The organism is Microbacterium sp. dk485, from assembly GCF_004570445.1.
In the GTDB taxonomy this organism is placed as follows: Bacteria; Actinomycetota; Actinomycetes; order Actinomycetales; family Microbacteriaceae; genus Microbacterium; species Microbacterium wangchenii.
In genome coordinates, this window is sequence record NZ_SPQW01000001.1 from 739,544 (window position 1) to 755,710 (window position 16,167).

At 69.4% G+C, this 16,167-nt stretch carries 14 protein-coding genes; 6 read left to right on the plus strand and 8 right to left on the minus strand.

Annotated features, from left to right (window positions below):
* Positions 1-9: 9 nt before the first annotated feature.
* From E4V99_RS03390 to E4V99_RS03420, 7 genes are read right to left on the minus strand one after another with little or no spacing between them, the layout of a single operon-like run.
* Complete coding sequence (locus tag E4V99_RS03390; RefSeq protein WP_135116437.1) at positions 10-1,047, minus strand: Lrp/AsnC family transcriptional regulator; 1,038 nt, start codon at positions 1,045-1,047, stop codon at positions 10-12.
* The gene (locus tag E4V99_RS03395; RefSeq protein ID WP_135116438.1) at positions 1,047-1,952 is read right to left on the minus strand and encodes an alpha/beta hydrolase; all 906 of its coding nucleotides are present in this window, start codon (positions 1,950-1,952) and stop codon (positions 1,047-1,049) included. Before E4V99_RS03395 ends, E4V99_RS03390 begins: the two co-directional genes overlap by 1 nt.
* A 20-nt stretch (positions 1,953-1,972) precedes the next feature.
* Complete coding sequence (locus E4V99_RS03400) at positions 1,973-3,166, minus strand: Xaa-Pro peptidase family protein (protein WP_135116439.1); 1,194 nt, start codon at positions 3,164-3,166, stop codon at positions 1,973-1,975.
* Positions 3,156-4,058 carry an ABC transporter permease gene (locus E4V99_RS03405; protein WP_135116440.1) on the minus strand — a complete coding sequence of 301 codons (903 nt, stop codon included), beginning with the start codon at positions 4,056-4,058 and terminating at the stop codon, positions 3,156-3,158. Before E4V99_RS03405 ends, E4V99_RS03400 begins: the two co-directional genes overlap by 11 nt.
* Positions 4,055-5,017 (minus strand): ABC transporter permease, encoded by a 963-nt coding sequence (locus E4V99_RS03410; protein ID WP_135116441.1) that lies wholly within the window; start codon positions 5,015-5,017, stop codon positions 4,055-4,057. Before E4V99_RS03410 ends, E4V99_RS03405 begins: the two co-directional genes overlap by 4 nt.
* A 26-nt stretch (positions 5,018-5,043) precedes the next feature.
* Complete coding sequence (locus tag E4V99_RS03415) at positions 5,044-6,669, minus strand: ABC transporter substrate-binding protein (RefSeq protein WP_245233107.1); 1,626 nt, start codon at positions 6,667-6,669, stop codon at positions 5,044-5,046.
* Positions 6,666-7,874: a membrane dipeptidase gene (locus tag E4V99_RS03420; protein ID WP_135116443.1), complete on the minus strand. Its 1,209-nt coding sequence runs from the start codon at positions 7,872-7,874 to the stop codon at positions 6,666-6,668. Before E4V99_RS03420 ends, E4V99_RS03415 begins: the two co-directional genes overlap by 4 nt.
* A gap of 176 nt (positions 7,875-8,050) precedes the next feature.
* Here E4V99_RS03420 and E4V99_RS03425 point away from each other — a divergent pair, with 176 nt between their 5' ends.
* A complete protein-coding gene (locus E4V99_RS03425) occupies positions 8,051-9,703 on the plus strand; it encodes an ABC transporter ATP-binding protein (RefSeq protein ID WP_209305580.1) in 1,653 nt (550 codons plus the stop codon).
* A 57-nt stretch (positions 9,704-9,760) separates the two neighbouring features.
* On the plus strand, positions 9,761-10,288 hold the full coding sequence (locus tag E4V99_RS03430; protein WP_245233108.1) for a VanZ family protein: 528 nt from the start codon (positions 9,761-9,763) through the stop codon (positions 10,286-10,288).
* On the opposite strand, the gene E4V99_RS03435 is transcribed toward E4V99_RS03430, so the two are convergent.
* The gene (locus E4V99_RS03435; protein WP_135116445.1) at positions 10,213-11,067 is read right to left on the minus strand and encodes a type II CAAX endopeptidase family protein; all 855 of its coding nucleotides are present in this window, start codon (positions 11,065-11,067) and stop codon (positions 10,213-10,215) included. The two genes, E4V99_RS03430 and E4V99_RS03435, sit on opposite strands and share 76 nt — an antisense overlap.
* A gap of 51 nt (positions 11,068-11,118) precedes the next feature.
* Here E4V99_RS03435 and E4V99_RS03440 point away from each other — a divergent pair, with 51 nt between their 5' ends.
* The 4 genes from E4V99_RS03440 to E4V99_RS03455 all read left to right on the plus strand — a co-directional run bounded on the left by E4V99_RS03440 (position 11,119) and on the right by E4V99_RS03455 (position 16,158).
* Positions 11,119-11,772: a low molecular weight phosphatase family protein gene (locus E4V99_RS03440; RefSeq protein WP_135116446.1), complete on the plus strand. Its 654-nt coding sequence runs from the start codon at positions 11,119-11,121 to the stop codon at positions 11,770-11,772.
* Between the two features lie 98 nt (positions 11,773-11,870).
* A complete protein-coding gene (locus E4V99_RS03445) occupies positions 11,871-13,364 on the plus strand; it encodes a polysaccharide biosynthesis tyrosine autokinase (protein ID WP_135117211.1) in 1,494 nt (497 codons plus the stop codon).
* 12 nt (positions 13,365-13,376) lie between these two features.
* Positions 13,377-14,300 (plus strand): hypothetical protein, encoded by a 924-nt coding sequence (locus E4V99_RS03450; RefSeq protein ID WP_135116447.1) that lies wholly within the window; start codon positions 13,377-13,379, stop codon positions 14,298-14,300.
* Positions 14,301-14,598: 298 nt separating this feature from the next.
* Positions 14,599-16,158: a sugar transferase gene (locus E4V99_RS03455; RefSeq protein ID WP_245233109.1), complete on the plus strand. Its 1,560-nt coding sequence runs from the start codon at positions 14,599-14,601 to the stop codon at positions 16,156-16,158.
* Positions 16,159-16,167: the final 9 nt, after the last annotated feature.

Below are 16,167 nucleotides of genomic sequence, written 5' to 3' on the forward strand. Positions count from 1 at the left end.
GACCCGGGCTCAGGACGGAAGCGTCGTGCGGGACTGCTCGATCTGCATGCGCCACCACGGGGTCTCGACGAATCCGCGCTTGAGGAAGAGCAGCTCCATGTTCGCGGTCCACCCCTGCACGCCGTCGAGGCGGGCGAGCGAGTCGGTGACGAAACCGTACAGCTCGTCCACCGACGTCGTGATGACCTCGCACAGCAGGGCGTTCTCATCCAGCAGCGCGGCGAGGTAGCGCACGAACGGATACGTCGCGAGCTCGCGGGCGACGGCATCCATGCGCGAGGGCTCGACGGTGACGGTGAGGAACGTCTCCGACTCCATGCCCAGCGCCGCCGACTGCACGAGGGTGAGGATGTCGACGCACCGGTGCGAGCGGAGGCGGTCGAACCGGCGCCGCACGCTGGATTCGTTGAGCCCCAGCTTCTCCCCGACGCTCTGGAACGACTCGCGCCCGTCTTCGCGGAGCACCGCCAGGATCTGCCGGTCGAGGTCGTCGAGGTGATCGGGCGAGCACCCCTCGGCCGGGATCTCCTCCCCCTCCGTCGCCGGCGGCGGCGGAGGGACATCGAGCATCCCGCCGTACAGCTGGCGGCCCCAGTCGTAGCTGACCTTGTAGACGTGCATGATGAGGTCGCTGCGCCAGCGCTGCACGCCCGCGATGGGCTGCAGGTCGACGATCACCTGCGGGTACCGGGTCGCCGCGCCGCGCACGACGAGCTCCGCGATGATGTCGTAGCTGCCGGTGACGATCGTGCAGAACCGCACGAAGGGGTTGCGGACGAGCTCCTCGGCCACCTCCATGTGGGTGCCCGGCTGGCAGTTGATGCGGACGAGGAACTGCGAATGCGGTCCGTCGGCTCCCAGCGCCGGCACCGCGACAACGCGCACGAGACCGTCGGCCAGGAGCTGCTGCCCGCGGCGCGACACGGTCGAGACGGATGCGCCGATGCGGTCGGCGATCGCCCGCCAACTGGCACGGCCATCGTGCTGGAGCGCGACGACGATGCGCTTGTCGAGATCGGAAAGCTGGTCGAGGGTCCCCGACCCCATCAACGGGGAGAGACCGTCGCCGGGAACACCTCGTGCAGGAAGTCGCGCACCGTTGCCGTCCATTCCTCCGCCTGCTCGATCTGAGGAGAGTGTCCCGACTCCTCGAAGATCTCGAGCCGGGCATCGGGGATGAGCTCCGCGATGGTCTCACTGCACGATACCGGGGTGATCCAGTCCGTGCGCCCGACGGTCACGAGAGTCGGGACCGGGATCGACGGCAGCTGCGGCTTGATGTCCCACCCGGGCAGGTTCACCGAGAACGCGTAGTTGTGCGCCTCGTAGCGGTACGGCGTCGCCTGCACCTTGCGTTCGGTGGCCTCGGGATCGTAGTGGAAGTCGTACAGCGGGAGGATCTCGCGCCAGCAGTCCCTGAGGTCCGCGTTGTCGCGGACGCGGCCCTCGTCGATGCGGTCGAACTTCTCCATGTCGATCGTCACGCGGTCACTGGCCAGCGCGTTCTCGCGGGCGAGGGCGGCGTGGGAGTTGTCGGCCGCGGTGTCGCGCAGCACGAGCGCGGCCACCCGGTCGGGGTAGCGGATGGCGTACTCCATCGCCATGAAACCGCCGTACGAACCGCCCGCCATGACGATCTTGTCCGCGCCGATCCATTCGCGCAGGCCGTCGATGTCGGCCGCCCACTGCTCGTGGCTGAAGACGCCCGCCCCTTCGCTCTCGCCGCTGCCGCGCGCGTCGAACACGACGACGCGGTACTCGTCCGCGAGGCGGCCGAAGCTCGCGCGCGGTTCCGCGCGGGAGCCCAGCCCCGGCGCGCCGTGGTGCGTGATGATAACCGGCGCCCCCTCGGGTCCGAGCACCTCGACGGCGAGCTCGTTGCCGTTGATGCGCACCCGCTGGGCGGTGGTGGTGGCGCGGGCGAATTCGGGGGACACGGTCTCTTCGGCCATGAAGCGGTTCCTTTCGAGGGTCAGACGGGGATGACGCAGTCGTCGAGCGACCGCGGGAAGGAGGTGAGGGGCTCGGCGCCGGAGTCGGTGACGAGCATGCTGTCGGAGATGCGGTAGCCGGCATGCCCGGGGATGTAGATCCCGGGCTCGTTGGAGACGATCATCCCGGCCTGAAGCGGCGTCGGGTCGCCGTCCTCCAGCCACGGCGGCTCGTGCATGCCCAAGCCGATGCCGTGCCCCTGGCGGTGGCGCAGGTACTGACCGAGGCCGGCGTCGCGGATGACGTCGAGGCACGCCTTGTTGCTGTCGGCGCAGCGCACCCCGGGTGCGATCGCCGCGGTCCCCGTCGCCTGCGCGAGGCGGACGGCGTCGTGGTAGCGACGCTGGTCCGCGGTGGGCTCGCCGAGGACGAAGGTCCGCTCCCCCTCCACGAACCGGCCGCCGACGGCGGCACCGAGGGAGAGCATGAAGGTGTCGCCGGGGCGCAGCCGGTACGAGGAGGGCAGTCCGTGCGGGATGGCGGAGTTGGCCCCCGCGTACACGAGCCCGCCGGCCATGAAGGAGATGACGACGACGTCGGAGTGCTCGCGGTACATGCGCCCGAGCCCGTCGCGGCCCACGTGCGCGGCCAGTTCGGCCTCGGTGGGCAGCTCGCCGCCGGATGCGACGGCGTCGCGGACGAGCGCGACGCCTGCCTCCAGCATGAGGTCGGTGATGCGCGCGGCCTCGCGGTGCTGCGCGATCTCCTCCGGGAACTTGATGTAGCGCGCCTGGGTGATCAGCTCGGTCGGCTCGAACACGCCGTGCGGCAGGGCACGGGTGAGCATCGCGAGTCGGTGCTGCGTCATGAGCGTCGTGATGCCGATGCGCTCGGGCGTCGTGCCGAGAGCCCGCACGAGAGGTGCGAACGGGTTCTCCACGCCGGGGTACTCGGCGAAGTCGACGATCTCGGCGTGCGCGTGCTGCTCCTCGGCGTGCTGACGCTCGAGGGCGGGCACGAGCAGCACGGCGCGGGAGGCGTCGAGGTAGACCGCGACGGGGCGCTCCCCCGGGTGGTGGAAGAAGCCCGTGAGGTAGGAGACGTCTTCGGGGTCGTCGGTGAGGATCGCGGGCAGGCCCGCCGCATCCAGGTGTGCGCGCACGCGCTCCTGGATGCGGTCGTACACCTCGGGGGCGAGCCGCTGGCTGAAGGCGGGTACGGGATCAGCGTTCATGGCTCCGGGGGTTTCGTGCGTCGTTGTAGGCGATGGACAGAAGGGTGGCGGACAGGACGAGGGCGAGGATCGCCAGCGAGGGGAACAGGGTCAGCCACCACGCGTTGACCATCGCGCCCGACTGCTGCGCCTCGTACAGCACGCGCCCCCACGACCACGTCGTCGGGTCGCCGAGGCCGAGGAACGACAGGCCCGCCGCGGAGAGGACGGCGCGGGATGCGGTGACCACGACCGAGACGACGACCACGGGCGTCACGGCCGGCAGCACGTGGCGGCCGAGGATCCACGCGGAGTTGCGGGTCATCAGGCGCGCGGCGTCGATGTAGGGCAGCTGCACGACGGCGAGCGCCTGCGAGCGCACGAGGCGCGTGACCTCGGGCCACGAGAACGCCGCCACGACGAGGATGAGGGTCGAGGTGGAGGGGCCGACGAGCGCGGCGACGAGGATCATCAGCGGCAGCACCGGCAGCGACAGCGTCAGGTCGACCAGGACGCTGACGACCGAGTCGATCCGGCGCCAGTACGCCCCGACGACGGCGATGAGCGTTCCGAAGACGATGGCGATGGCGGATGCGGCGACGGCGACGAGCACCGACTGCTGCGTGCCCCAGATGACCTCGGCGTACACGTCGCGGCCCAGCGCGTCGGTGCCGAACCAGTGCGCGCCGCTGGGCGGCTTGAGCACATCCGTGCCGTAGCTGGCCGGGTAGGGGGCCAGCAGCGGCGCGGCGACGGCGATGACGACCAGCAGCAGGAGGATGACCAGCGAGATCATCCCGAGCGGCTGACGCCGGAAGGCGCGCCACGTCTGGCGGCTGGCCCGCTTGCCGTCGTCGCCGGCGGGGTCGACGACAGGGGCGAGCAGCTCGGTCTCGGGGAGCGGAGCGGTCATGCGGTCTTCACTCTCGGGTCGAGGAATCCGTAGGCGATGTCGGTGAGGAGGTTCGCCACCACGACGGTCGCCGCCAGCAGGAGGAAGGCGCCCTGCAGGACGGGGAAGTCGAGCTGGGTGACGGCCTCGTAGATGCCGCGGCCGATGCCGGGGTAGGCGAAGACGGTCTCGGTGAGCACGGCACCGCCCACGAGGAAGCCGAGCTGGAGGCCGATGAGGGTCGTGGCGGGGAGCATGGCGTTGCGCACCGCGTGCTTCCACAGGATCGTGCGCGGCGGCACGCCCTTGGCCTTGGCGAGGGTCGTGTAGTCCTCCCCCAGCGCGTCGATGAGCGTCGCGCGCATCGTCAGCACGTAGGAGCCGAGCTGGATGAGGGTGAGGGAGATGACGGGGAGGACGAGGTGCGAGAGCACCGAGCCGTACCACTCCAGTCCGTACACGCCCTCGTCGTAGGCGCCGCCGATGGGGAACCAGCGCAGGTTCAGCCCGAAGACGAACAGCAGCACGATGCCGATGGAGGGGACGAACAGCGATTGCCCGGTGACGCCGAAGACCTGGACGAGCTTGTCGAGGAAGCGGTTCTTGTGGGATGCGGCGATGACCCCGAGCGGGATGCCGATGACGATCGTGAGCACGAGGGCCGAGAGGGTCAGCAGCAGCGTCCACGGCAGCCGCTGCAGCAGCACGTCTGCCACGGGGATGGACTGGGTGAAGCTCGTGCCGAGGTTGCCCTGGATCAGCTGCCCGAGGTACAGCACGTACTGCACGATCAGCGGCTGATCCAGGCCGTACTGGGTGAGAAGGGCCGCCCGTGTCTCTTCGGTCATGTTCGGGCTGGCGATGGCGAGTGCCGGGTCGCCGGGCAGCAGACGCAGCAGGAGGAACGTCACGGTCACTGCGAACAGGATCGTGAACACGCCTCTGCCGAGCCGGCGGAGTGCGAACAGAGCGATGGACATGACGGGCGGCCCTTCTCGTGTGCCTGTTACTCGGCGACCTTGGAGGCGCCGGCGATCGACACGGGGTTGACGATGGACAGCAGCTCACTCGGCTTGGAGATGAACCCGGTCCAGTCCGAGCTGTGCGCGACGTACAGGTTCTGCGTGTACATCACGTTGTCGTAGACCTGCTCGTGCACGAGGCGTGCAGCCTCCCGCATGAGCTCGATCTTCTTGTCCTCATCGAACGTGGCCGTGGCCTCGTCGACCAGGGCGTTCAGCTCGGGATCGTCGACGAACGTGTAGTTGATCGCGGCACCCGGCAGGTACGACAGGGCGAAGTTGGTGACCGGGTCGTCCATGATGGCGAAGTTGCCCGCATAGATGTCGTAGTCGCCCTCGTTCGTCTTGGCGAGGTAGGTGTTGCGCTCCATGCCCTGCAGCTCGATCGTGATGCCGGCCTCGGCCGCCCCGTCCTTGACGAGCTGGGCCCACTGGCTGGTCACCGGGTCCTGCAGCGAGTAGATGAGGCGGAACGACACCGGGAACTTCCCGCTGGCGTCGGCGGTGTAGCCGGCCTTCTCCATCAGCTCGCGCGAGAGCTCCGGGTCGTACTCGTACTCGGTGATCGAGTCGTCGTAGTACTTCGACAGCACCGGCATGAGCGGGCTCGAGCCGGTCGACACCGCCTGCCCCTGCAGCACGACCGAGCGGATCGCCTCGTAGTCGGCGGCGTGGGCGAGCGCCTGACGCACCTCGGTCTTGGCGAGGTCGGGCTGGGTCATGTTGTACGTCATGTGGGCGTACCCCAGGCCGGCGACCTCGACCACCTCGATGCCGTCGGTGTTGCGCAGCTGCTCGACCTGGGCCGGCGGCAGCGCGTTGGCGATGACATCCACCTCACCGCTCTGCAGCGCGAGGATCTCGGTGTTGACGTCGGGGTAGACGCGGTAGACGACCTTCGCCGGGATGGGCGTGCCGCCCTCCACGAGCGGGTAGTCCTCGACGCGCTCCATCGTGTACGACTGGCCGACCTGCACGGTGGTCAGTTCGTACGGACCGGCGCTGACCCAGCCGCCGTCGGAGCCGTCGTTGGCGAACTCCGCAACCGAGCCGGCCGGCTCGAACACGTGCTGTGGCACGACGTTGCCCCAGAACCCGATCTCCTCGACGATCGACGAGTCGGGCTTGGTGAGGGTGATCTCCACGCGCGTGTCGGAGACCGCCTCGGCCGATTCGAAGTTCGTCATCTGGCCGTAGTAGGTGCCGGACGGAGCATCCTGCTTGACCGCGTTCATCGTGTACGCGACGTCGTCGGCGGTGAGGGGCTCGCCGTCGCTCCACGTCATGTCGTCACGGATCTCGTAGTACCCCGTCGTGTCGTCGACGTAGCCCCACTCCACGGCGAGCTCGGCCGACTTGGAGCCGTCCTCGTCGATCGTGAGCAGGTGCGGGTACATGAGGTTCGTGACCCAGTAGTCGCTGCGGCTGTTGCCGATGAGCGGGTTGTAGTTCACGACGTCCGTGGTGGTGGCGATCGTGAGCGTGTCGTTGCCGGCCTCGGCCGACCCCGTGCTGCTGGCTTCCGGCGCCTGCGGCGCGCAGGCGCTCAGGGCGAGTGCGGCGGATGCCGCGAAGACGCCGATGGCGGCGAATCTGCTGTGTGATTTCACACCCATACCTCCTCGAGGACCCGCATGGTGTTGCCACCGACGACGGCGCGGATCTCGTCGTCGGAGTAGCCGTGCTTGACGAGCCAGCCGATGATGTTGCCCATCGCCTCGGCGGGGTTCTCGACACCGTCGACGTAGGGCACCTCGTCGAACTCGACCCGGCCGTGGGCCTGGCCGAGCGACAGCTGCGACGAGAACGCGTGGTGCAGGCCCACGTGGTCGCCGAAGAGCGTGTCGGGGCCGAAGCTGACGTGCTCCAGGCCGACGAGGTCGACGCAGTACGTGAAGTGGTCCATGACCGACTCCAGCGAGTGCTTCGGGTGATCGGGCGAGAGCGTCGTGTGCGGGGCCGCCTCGATGCCGATGACGCCGCCGCGGCGCGCGCACTCGATGATCGTCTCGTCGGTCTTCATGCGGTTGGTCGGCCACACGGTGCGGGCGCCGGCGTGCGTGATGAAGACGGGCTTGGTCGAGGCCTTGATGACGTCGACGCACGTGCGGTCGCCCGAGTGGGAGATGTCGATCGCGATCCCGAGCTTGTTCATGCGTGCGACGGCCCGCTCGCCGAAGTAGGTCAGGCCGCCGTCCCCGCGTTCCTTCAGGCCGCTGCCGAGGGTGTTGGCCTCGGAGTACGCGATGCCCATCTGGCGCACGCCGAATCCGTACAGCACGTCGAGGCGATCGACCTCGTTCTCGATCATCGTGGCCGCCTCGAGGGCGAACACGTGCGCGATGCGGCCGGTCTCGTGCGCGTAGTGGATGTCTTTGAGGGTCTCCGCCTTGATGACGAAGTCCTGGTGGGCGAGGTCGGCCATCCGCACGCCGAGGTCGAACAGCACGTCCTGGTACTTCCAGCCGGCGTCGCTGGAGATGCAGCACGTGCCGTCCATGCCGTTGTCGAAGACGACGGTCAGGCCCGAGCGGGCGAGGCCCTCGTAGCCCGTGGGTTCGCGGCCCTGGCGGATGTGGTCCTTGAGGAGGTCCATGTTCTCGGGGAAGACCTGCACGTGCTCGTGCAGCGAGATCACCATCTCCTCGCGCAGCAGGCGGTCGGCCCGCTCCGCCTCGGCGGTGGTGAGCTCGAGACCGGCGTACTCGGGCACGCGGCCGATCTGCTTCGCGTAGTCGAAGACGCGATAGTCGACGCCGGGCTCGAGATAGTCGTAGGCCTTGTAGCCGGTGTAGCGCTCAGCAGGTTCGAGCACGTTTCCTCCTCTGTGACGACAGCGCACCACCGACTGCCCGTGGGGGACCGAAGATCGGGGTGTCGAGAGTGACTCTCGCGCTATTCCGGCGCGCATGTCAAGTTGAGTGAGCGATTTCGGCACACAGTTTTCCATTACGAAACATTTCCGAAGCATTTTCCGGTAAGACTGGACTCGTGCAGACGAACGAGAACACCGCCGCCGCCGCGCTCCGCGTGCGAGGACTGACGATCGGCTTCCGCTCGGAGGGCACCGTCGTGCCCGCTGTGGAGGGCATCGACCTCGACGTGCGTCCCGGCGAACTGGTGGCCCTGCTGGGCGAGTCCGGCTCGGGCAAGACGGTCACCGCGCGCGCCATCATGGGCATCCAGGACTCGGCGGCCGTCGTCTCCGCCGACGAGGTGCGCCTGGGCGACATCGACCTGCTGTCCCTGGACGCCGAGGAGTTCCGCCGCATCCGGGGCGATCGCATGAGCATGGTGCTGCAGGACGCCCTGTCGGCGCTGAACCCGGTGCTCACCATCGGAGATCAGCTCGGCGAAGTCATCCGCGTGCACCGCAAGATGTCGCGCAAGCAGGTGCGCGCGCGCTGCCTCGAACTGCTCGAACTCGTCGGCATCTCCTCCCCCGAGACGCGCATCGACGACTACCCGCACCAGTTCTCCGGCGGGATGCGGCAGCGCATCCTCATCGCGATGGCGATCGCGCTCGAACCCGACCTGCTCATCGCCGACGAGCCCACCACGGCGCTGGACGTCACGGTGCAGGCCCAGATCCTCCGCCTGCTGCACGACCTCCGCCGCCGCCTGGGCATGGCCGTCCTCCTCATCACCCACGACATCGGCGTCGTCACCGAGGTCGCCGATCGCGTCGTGGTGATGCGCCACGGCGCCGTCGTGGAAGCCGGTGATGCCGACCGCGTGTTCACCGCGCCGGAGATGCCGTACACCCGTGAGCTGCTCGCGTCGGCGCCGCATCCGGCGCCCGCGCGCGTGCTCGACCCGATGGAGCAGGAGGAGCGGGTCCTCGAGGTCTCCGGCGTCCGCCGAACCTTCCGCACCGGTCCCGCGTTCGCGCGGCGCACGGTGCACGCCGTCGACGGCGTCGACCTCGTGCTGCGCCGCGGGGAGACCCTGGGCATCGTTGGCGAGTCCGGCAGCGGCAAGTCGACGCTCGCGCGCATGATCGTGGGCCTGGAGAGCATCGACGAGGGCACCGTCCACTACCGCGGCGCCGACATCACGCGGCGTACGCGCGGCCGGCGCCCGCCTGCGCAGCCGGGCATCCAGATGGTGTTCCAGGATCCGTACGCGTCGCTGGATCCCCGGATGCGGGTGCGCGACGTCATCGCGGAGCCCCTCGCCGTGACCCGCACCGGATCGGCCGGCGACCGCCGAGACCGCGTGGCGGAGCTGCTGGAACTCGTCGGGATGCGGGCGGATGCGATGTACCGCTTCCCGCACCAGTTCTCCGGCGGGCAGCGCCAGCGCATCGGCATCGCGCGCTCGCTCATGCGCGATCCCGACGTGCTCGTGTGCGACGAGCCGGTCTCGGCGCTCGACGTCACGATCCAGGCGCAGGTGGTCGATCTGCTGGTGGAGCTCCAGGACCGCCTGGGGGTCAGCATCCTGTTCATCTCCCACGACCTGTCGGTCGTGCGCAACCTCGCCCACCGCGTGCTCGTGATGTACCACGGTGAGTGCGTGGAGACCGGGGATGTGGAGCAGATCTTCGACCGTCCGCAGCACGACTACACGCGGCGCCTGCTGGATTCGATCCCCCCGCTCACGCGCGCCGAGCGCGGCCGCCTCGTCGGCGCCCCTGCCTGACCCCGCCCAGGCGCCAGGGGAAACGTCGCGGTAACCGTTCCGACGTACCCTGGCCGGATGCTCCGTTCCGCCCGCGACCCGCGCCTGCGCCTGCTGCTGCTGGCGCTGCTCGTCGCGTACGTCGCGACGCTCGCGCTCATCGCGTTCTGGCCGACGCACGTGGACCGCGACGCGGGCCCGCTCCTGGCGGCGATCGAGCGCGCCTTCCCGTGGGCCACCTACCGGCGCATCGAGTTCTCCGCGAACGTCGCCCTGTTCGTCCCGTTCGGGATGCTGCTGACCCTCCTGATGCGCTCGTGGCCGCTCGCGCTGTGCTCGGGCGTCGCCGCATCCCTCGCGATCGAGTTCGTGCAGGAGGTGGCACTGCCGGGGCGCACGGCGAGCGTGCTGGACGTGCTCGCCAACGCACTCGGCACGGCCGCGGGCGTCGGTATCGCGCTCATCGCACGTCGCGCGTCACGCAAGCGCAGGGACGCCGCATCCGAAGGCGACAGTGCCACCGGCCTACGTCAGCCGAGGGTGGCCCCGGAGGAGCCGCCGAGCAGCGTCCCCACGGTGGCGAGGGCGACCCACAGGCCGTTGTAGACGACGTGCATCAGCACGGCGGCCCAGATGCGCCCCGTGAGCAGCACGAGGAGGCTCGCGACGATCCCGACGAGTGCGAGCGACAGCGCCTGGTCCCACGCCGCCGGCACCAGCAGGGCGTGCGCGGCGACGAACAGGCCCGTGGAGACGAGGGTCGCGGCAAACCCCGCGACCCCGCGCCCGGCCAGGCGGCGCACCGCCGTGTAGGCGGCGACGAGGATGAGGCCGCGGAAGAAGAACTCCTCCAGCACGGGTCCGACCACGGTGGCGGCGACGAGTTCGTCGAACAGCCATCCCGCCGGGAGCGCGCCGCCCGCGGTCGGGTACGACGGCCACGCGCCGGTGCCCCCGGCGGCCATGTCGAGCCATCCCTGCACGATGCGCAGCAGGATGCCGAGGGCCAGGGCGTAGAGCAGGTCGAGCGGGCGGAAGCGCAGCAGCGCGCGCGGCACCGACCGGCGGAAGGCCAGCAGCACGGGCACGGCGAACGCGACCCACAGCGCGAGCAGCGACAGGGTCGGCCCGATCGGCTGCGGCAGGAATTCGTTGAGCGCGGCACCGGCGACCAGCCCCGCGCCGAGGGCGAGCACGGCCCATCCGAGCAGTTCCCAGCCCCAGTGCTGCACCGAGGTGCCGCCCTCGATCCACGTGCGGCGGCGCCGCGGCGACCGGGGCCGGCGGGGCCGCTCGGCGGGCCCGTCAACCGCCGCGTCCTGCGCCTCGAACTCCACGTCGGGCAGGAGGAGGTCGCGGCGCGCGGCGTCGGTAGACTCGGTCATCGACGCCCACGTTACCGGCGGGCCGTCGCCGCCGCCGACACTGAGGACGGGATGCTCGACCTGGACCTGAGCGGCTTGTTCGCTCCGAGAGGCGACCAGCCGTCGTCTCCGACGATCGAGATCCTCACCGTCTGCACCGGCAACATCTGCCGCTCGCCGCTGGCCGAACAGGTGCTGCGCACGCGCCTGCGCCCCCTCGACGTCCGAGTCGCCAGCGCCGGCACCCACGCGATGATCGATTCGCCCATGACGCCCGAGGCGGCGCGGATGGCCGCATCCCTCGGCGTCGCCGCCGATGACAGCGCCACCCACCGCGGCCGGTGGCTCAGCGAACGCGAGCTCGTGTCCCCCGACCTCGTGATCGCGATGACGCGCGAGCACCGCCGCGACGTCGTCGAACTGGCGCCGGCGCGCGTGCGGTCGACGTTCACGGTGCGCGAGTTCGAGCGCCTCGCGACGGGGCTTCCCGAGGCCGAGCTGCGGCAGGCGGCGGATGCGGCGGGCACCGACCCGCACGCCCGCGTCCGTGCCGCCCTGGCCCTGCTCACCTCGCGCCGGGGCGTCGCGCCCGCCCCCACTGCCGCGAGCGACGACGACGTCATCGACCCGTACCGCCGCTCGTGGGAGACGTATCAGCGTTCCACGGCGCAACTCCTGCCCGGGCTCACCGAGGTCGTGCGCGTGCTCCGCGTCGTCTTGAACTGACCCATACACCAGCGACGCCGCCTGCCGCGCCGACACGGGCCGGTAACACTTCCTATGGCAGGATGATCGCGTACAGCCGCGACCCCCCGAGAGGCCTCATGGAGCTCAGCGACTACATCCGCATCCTCCGCAAGAACTGGCTCGTGATCGTCGCGACGACGCTCATCGGCATCTCGGTGGCCGCGGGTTACTCCCTCACCCGCACGCCGATGTACGAGGCATCCAGCCGCGTCTTCGTGTCGACGCAGGCCGGCGGGAGCGTTGCCGAGCTGCAGCAGGGCGGCAGCTTCGCGCTGCAGCGCGTGGGAACCTACGTGCAGCTGGCCGAGAGCCCGCTCGTGCTGAACCCCGTGATCGCCGAGCTCGACCTCGAGGGCACCGCCGACAGCCTTGCCGAGCAGATCTCCGCGTCGAGCCCGCTGAACTCCTTCCTCATCGACATCGCCGTCGAAGACGCCGACCCCGTGATGGCGGCCGACCTCGCCAACGCGATCGCCGCGAGCCTGACCACCGCCGTGGAGAGCATCGAGATGCGCGATGAGCAGGCGGCCAGCCCCGTCCAGCTCAGCCGCGTGAAGGATGCGCTGCCGCCGACGAAGGCCGTGAGCCCGAACGTTCCGCTGAACCTCGCCCTCGGCGCCCTCGTGGGTCTCGCCGCGGGCCTCGGCATCGCCGTGCTGCGCGCCGTGCTCGACACCAAGGTGCGCAACGCACGCGACGTCGAGGCGCTCACCGACCGCCCGCTCATCGGAGCGATCCCCTTCGACCCGAAGGCCAAGGAGCGGCCGCTCATCCTCGAGGCCGACCCGCACAACACCCGTTCCGAGGCGTTCCGCTCGCTGCGCACCAACCTGCAGTTCCTCGAGATGGACGGCGGACACAGCTTCGTCGTCACCTCCAGCCTGCCCAGCGAGGGCAAGTCGACGACCGCGATCAACCTCGCCGTCGCCCTCGCCGATGCCGGCAAGCGCGTCGCGCTGCTGGACTGCGACCTTCGCAAGCCCAAGGTGTCGGAGTACCTCAACATCGAGGGCGGCGCGGGCCTGACCGACGTCCTCATCGGGCGCGCGCGCGTGGCCGATGTGATGTTCCCGTGGGGCAAGCGCCCGCTGTACGTGCTGCCGGCCGGCAAGATCCCGCCGAACCCCAGCGAGCTGCTCGGGTCGAAGCAGATGGGCCAGCTCCTGGAGGCCCTCTCCAACGAGTTCGACGTCGTGCTGTGCGACGCTCCCCCGCTTCTCCCGGTGACGGATGCCGCGATCCTCTCGCGCTCCACGTCCGGCTCGATCGTCATCGTCTCCGCGGGCCGCACCACGACCCATCAACTGAACGGCGCACTGGATGCGCTGGAGACGGTGGGCGCGAAGGTCGCCGGCATCGTGATGACGATGGTGCCCACGCGCGGCCCCGACGCCTACGGCTATGGGTACGGCTACGGCTACGGCGGATACGGCACGTACGTGTCGTCGCAACAGCCCGCGAAGCCCGCGGCCACGCCGCAGCCCGCCCCGAAGGCGCGCCGCAGCCGGCGCTCCGCGGAACCTGCCCGCCAGTCGACGCCCGCACCCGAAGCATCCAATCTGCTGCCCTGACCCTGGAGTGTGATGGCTCGTCGTCCGCCGGGCGTCCGCACCTCCGCGCGCTGGCTCGCGGGGGTAGCGGTGGCCGTCGTGGCCGTCGCCGCGATCGTCCTGGCCGTGATGGCGCTCCAGCACGTCGCATCCCGACCCGCCGCGACGCAGCCCGAACCGGTCCCGTCCTTCACGTTCGGATCGCCGGCGACGCCTGACCCAACCGCCACCCCCTCGGCGACGCCGGTTCCAGCCCCGGGCCCGGCGTACCCGCGCGCGGAGGAGCGTTTCCTCTCAGTCGGCTCAGGCGGCATGTGGCGCGGAGTCGCCGGCGAGTGCGGCGTCACCGACCCGCTCATCGAGCGCTCGACCGACGGCGGCCAGACGTGGACCGACGTCACTCCCCTGTACCGCGGCATCGGCCAGCTGATCTCCCTCGACGCCTTTGCCGGCACCGAGGCCGAAGCGATCGCCCGCATGGGCGACGAGTGCGAGACCGAGGCGCTCCGCACCTTCACGCAGGGCCGCTTCTGGGAGCCCTACCCCGAGGTGCTGGCCGCGTCGCGATACCTCGACCCCGCCGACCCCGCGGTCCTCGTGACGCCCCGGGGCCCGATCGAGACCCCGTGCGCCGATCCGCGCAGTGTCCGTTCGGTCGGACCGACGACCGCGCTCGTGTGCGAAGGCACCGCGCACGTCCTCGGCTCCGACGGCCAGTGGACGCCGCTGGCGACGCCGGATGCCGCGGCGGTGGCGATCTCCGCAGAGACCATCCTCATCGCAAGTCGCGCGGCCGGATGCGAGGGTCTCGCGGTCACGCGCCTGTCGGGCGAGGGCTTCACGGATCCCGCGGCTCTCGGATGCGCGGCCGTGGATCCCGCCGCTCCCGTCGCCCTCGCCGCCTCCGGTGACACCACCTTCGTCTGGTCCGGCGACTCCCTCACCCGCCTCCCCTAGCCCCGGTCGCGGAGCCGTCGAGGCGTCCGGATTCGTCCGGCCGCACATCGCCGAACGCCCGTTACGCCCTATGCTCGTGCCCAACGGGACCACACCCCGCGCCGCACCCGAAGCGGCGACACGCCGTGGCAACCCAACTGACGACCCCAGTTTCAGCCCTTCTGCCGCCTGGCGAGACGGGCCGCTTTGTCCCCCGTTTGTCCCCCATTCCGAAATTCGGGTGACACAAACCGGTGCTAGCTTGAAATTGGGAATCAAGATCCGTTGGGGTGCTGAACGACGGAAGGAACCATCCACTGTGACGTCTGACCTGAGGGTCGGCGCGACATCGACGTCGCAGACCGCGCACGCTGGCTCACCTAAAGCGGCGACAGCCTCGGCAACCGAGTCCCTCACTGGCCCTCTTGCGAGTCCGAAGGCTCCGCGATGGCGTCGTGCGTATAGCCGCCGCCTCATCGTGACCGACTTCCTAGTGCTGGTCTGGGTCGTTTATGGTGCTCAGATCGCCTGGTTTGGAACAGGGAATGCGACAGTCGCCATGGCCCACGACGCCCGGATTACCGATCTGTCGTACTGGGGATTCTCGGCGGTTCTGATCGTCGCCTGGATGTGGGCGCTCTCGCTGATCGACTCCCGAAGCGAACGTGTCATCGGAACAGGGGCGCAGGAGTACATCCGGGTGATCGACGCGAGCTTTCGCTTGTTCGGGCTGATCGCGATCATCGCCTTCCTTACTCAAATCGAGATCGCACGTGGCTATTTGCTCATCAGTCTGCCGCTAGGCGTCGCTACCCTGGTTCTCGGCCGATGGGTGTGGCGCCAGTGGCTCATCATGAAGCGTCAGACCGGTGAATACTCTGCGAAAGTCCTGCTCGTCGGTTCGCTCGCATCTGTCACGCAGATCGCACGCGAGCTCGATCGCTCCCCCAGCGCGGGGTACCGGGTGGTGGGCGCCTGCGTTCCTACGGGGAAGATCGCGGGCACCGTACCCGGGACCGCTATCCCGATCATGGGGTCCGTTGACGCTGTGGAGCGCGCCGTCGCAACCACCGGCGCAGATACGGTCGCCGTGACTAGCACTGACGAGTTGCCACCCGACAAGGTGAAGCAGATCTCATGGAGCCTCGAGGCGGGCCGCCAACACCTCGTGCTGGCCCCCAGCATCATCGACGTCGCCGGGCCTCGTCTTCATACGCGTCCGGTCGCCGGCCTGCCCCTCATTCACGTTGAGACTCCCCGCTTCAGCAAAGGCCAGCTTTTCCTGAAGCGCAGCGTAGACCTCGCAGGAAGCCTGCTGGGGGTTGTCGTTCTGAGCCCGCTCCTGCTATTCCTTGCGGTGACGGTCCGGCTCACCAGCGAGGGCCCGATTCTCTTCAGGCAAACGCGTATCGGGCTGCGCGGACGCGAGATCACGATGTTCAAATTCCGCTCGATGGTCGTCAACGCTGAGGACCTGCTCAAGCATCTTGAAAAACAGAACCGCGACGCTGGCAACGAGGTGATGTTCAAGATGCGGAACGATCCGCGGGTGACCCGCGTCGGACGCGTCATGCGCAGGTTCAGTCTCGACGAACTTCCCCAGCTTTTCAACGTGATCAACGGGTCGATGTCTCTCGTCGGCCCTCGCCCCCCGCTTCCCACCGAGGTCGCTCAGTATGCGGACCACGTGCACCGCCGGTTCCTCGTCAAGCCTGGGATTACCGGACTCTGGCAGGTCAGCGGACGGTCGTCTCTGTCATGGGAGGAGACGGTGCGACTCGATCTGTCATACGTGGAGAACTGGACGCTGCTTGGCGACATGGTAATCCTCGCGAAGACGGCGCGAGCGACGCTCAAACCTGGAGATACGGCGGCTTGAGCGACTTCC

What these genes read in the sequence shown, in the direction of transcription:
- E4V99_RS03410 (WP_135116441.1), bottom strand. Translation starts at nt 5,017, where the DNA reads ATGTCCATCGCTCTGTTCGCACTCCGCCGGCTCGGCAGAGGCGTGTTC.
- E4V99_RS03400 (WP_135116439.1), bottom strand. Translation starts at nt 3,166, where the DNA reads ATGAACGCTGATCCCGTACCCGCCTTCAGCCAGCGGCTCGCCCCCGAG.
- E4V99_RS03395 (WP_135116438.1), bottom strand. Translation starts at nt 1,952, where the DNA reads ATGGCCGAAGAGACCGTGTCCCCCGAATTCGCCCGCGCCACCACCACC.
- E4V99_RS03435 (WP_135116445.1), bottom strand. Translation starts at nt 11,067, where the DNA reads ATGACCGAGTCTACCGACGCCGCGCGCCGCGACCTCCTCCTGCCCGAC.
- E4V99_RS03390 (WP_135116437.1), bottom strand. Translation starts at nt 1,047, where the DNA reads ATGGGGTCGGGGACCCTCGACCAGCTTTCCGATCTCGACAAGCGCATC.
- E4V99_RS03405 (WP_135116440.1), bottom strand. Translation starts at nt 4,058, where the DNA reads ATGACCGCTCCGCTCCCCGAGACCGAGCTGCTCGCCCCTGTCGTCGAC.
- E4V99_RS03440 (WP_135116446.1), top strand. Translation starts at nt 11,119, where the DNA reads ATGCTCGACCTGGACCTGAGCGGCTTGTTCGCTCCGAGAGGCGACCAG.
- E4V99_RS03430 (WP_245233108.1), top strand. Translation starts at nt 9,761, where the DNA reads ATGCTCCGTTCCGCCCGCGACCCGCGCCTGCGCCTGCTGCTGCTGGCG.
- E4V99_RS03450 (WP_135116447.1), top strand. Translation starts at nt 13,377, where the DNA reads ATGGCTCGTCGTCCGCCGGGCGTCCGCACCTCCGCGCGCTGGCTCGCG.
- E4V99_RS03445 (WP_135117211.1), top strand. Translation starts at nt 11,871, where the DNA reads ATGGAGCTCAGCGACTACATCCGCATCCTCCGCAAGAACTGGCTCGTG.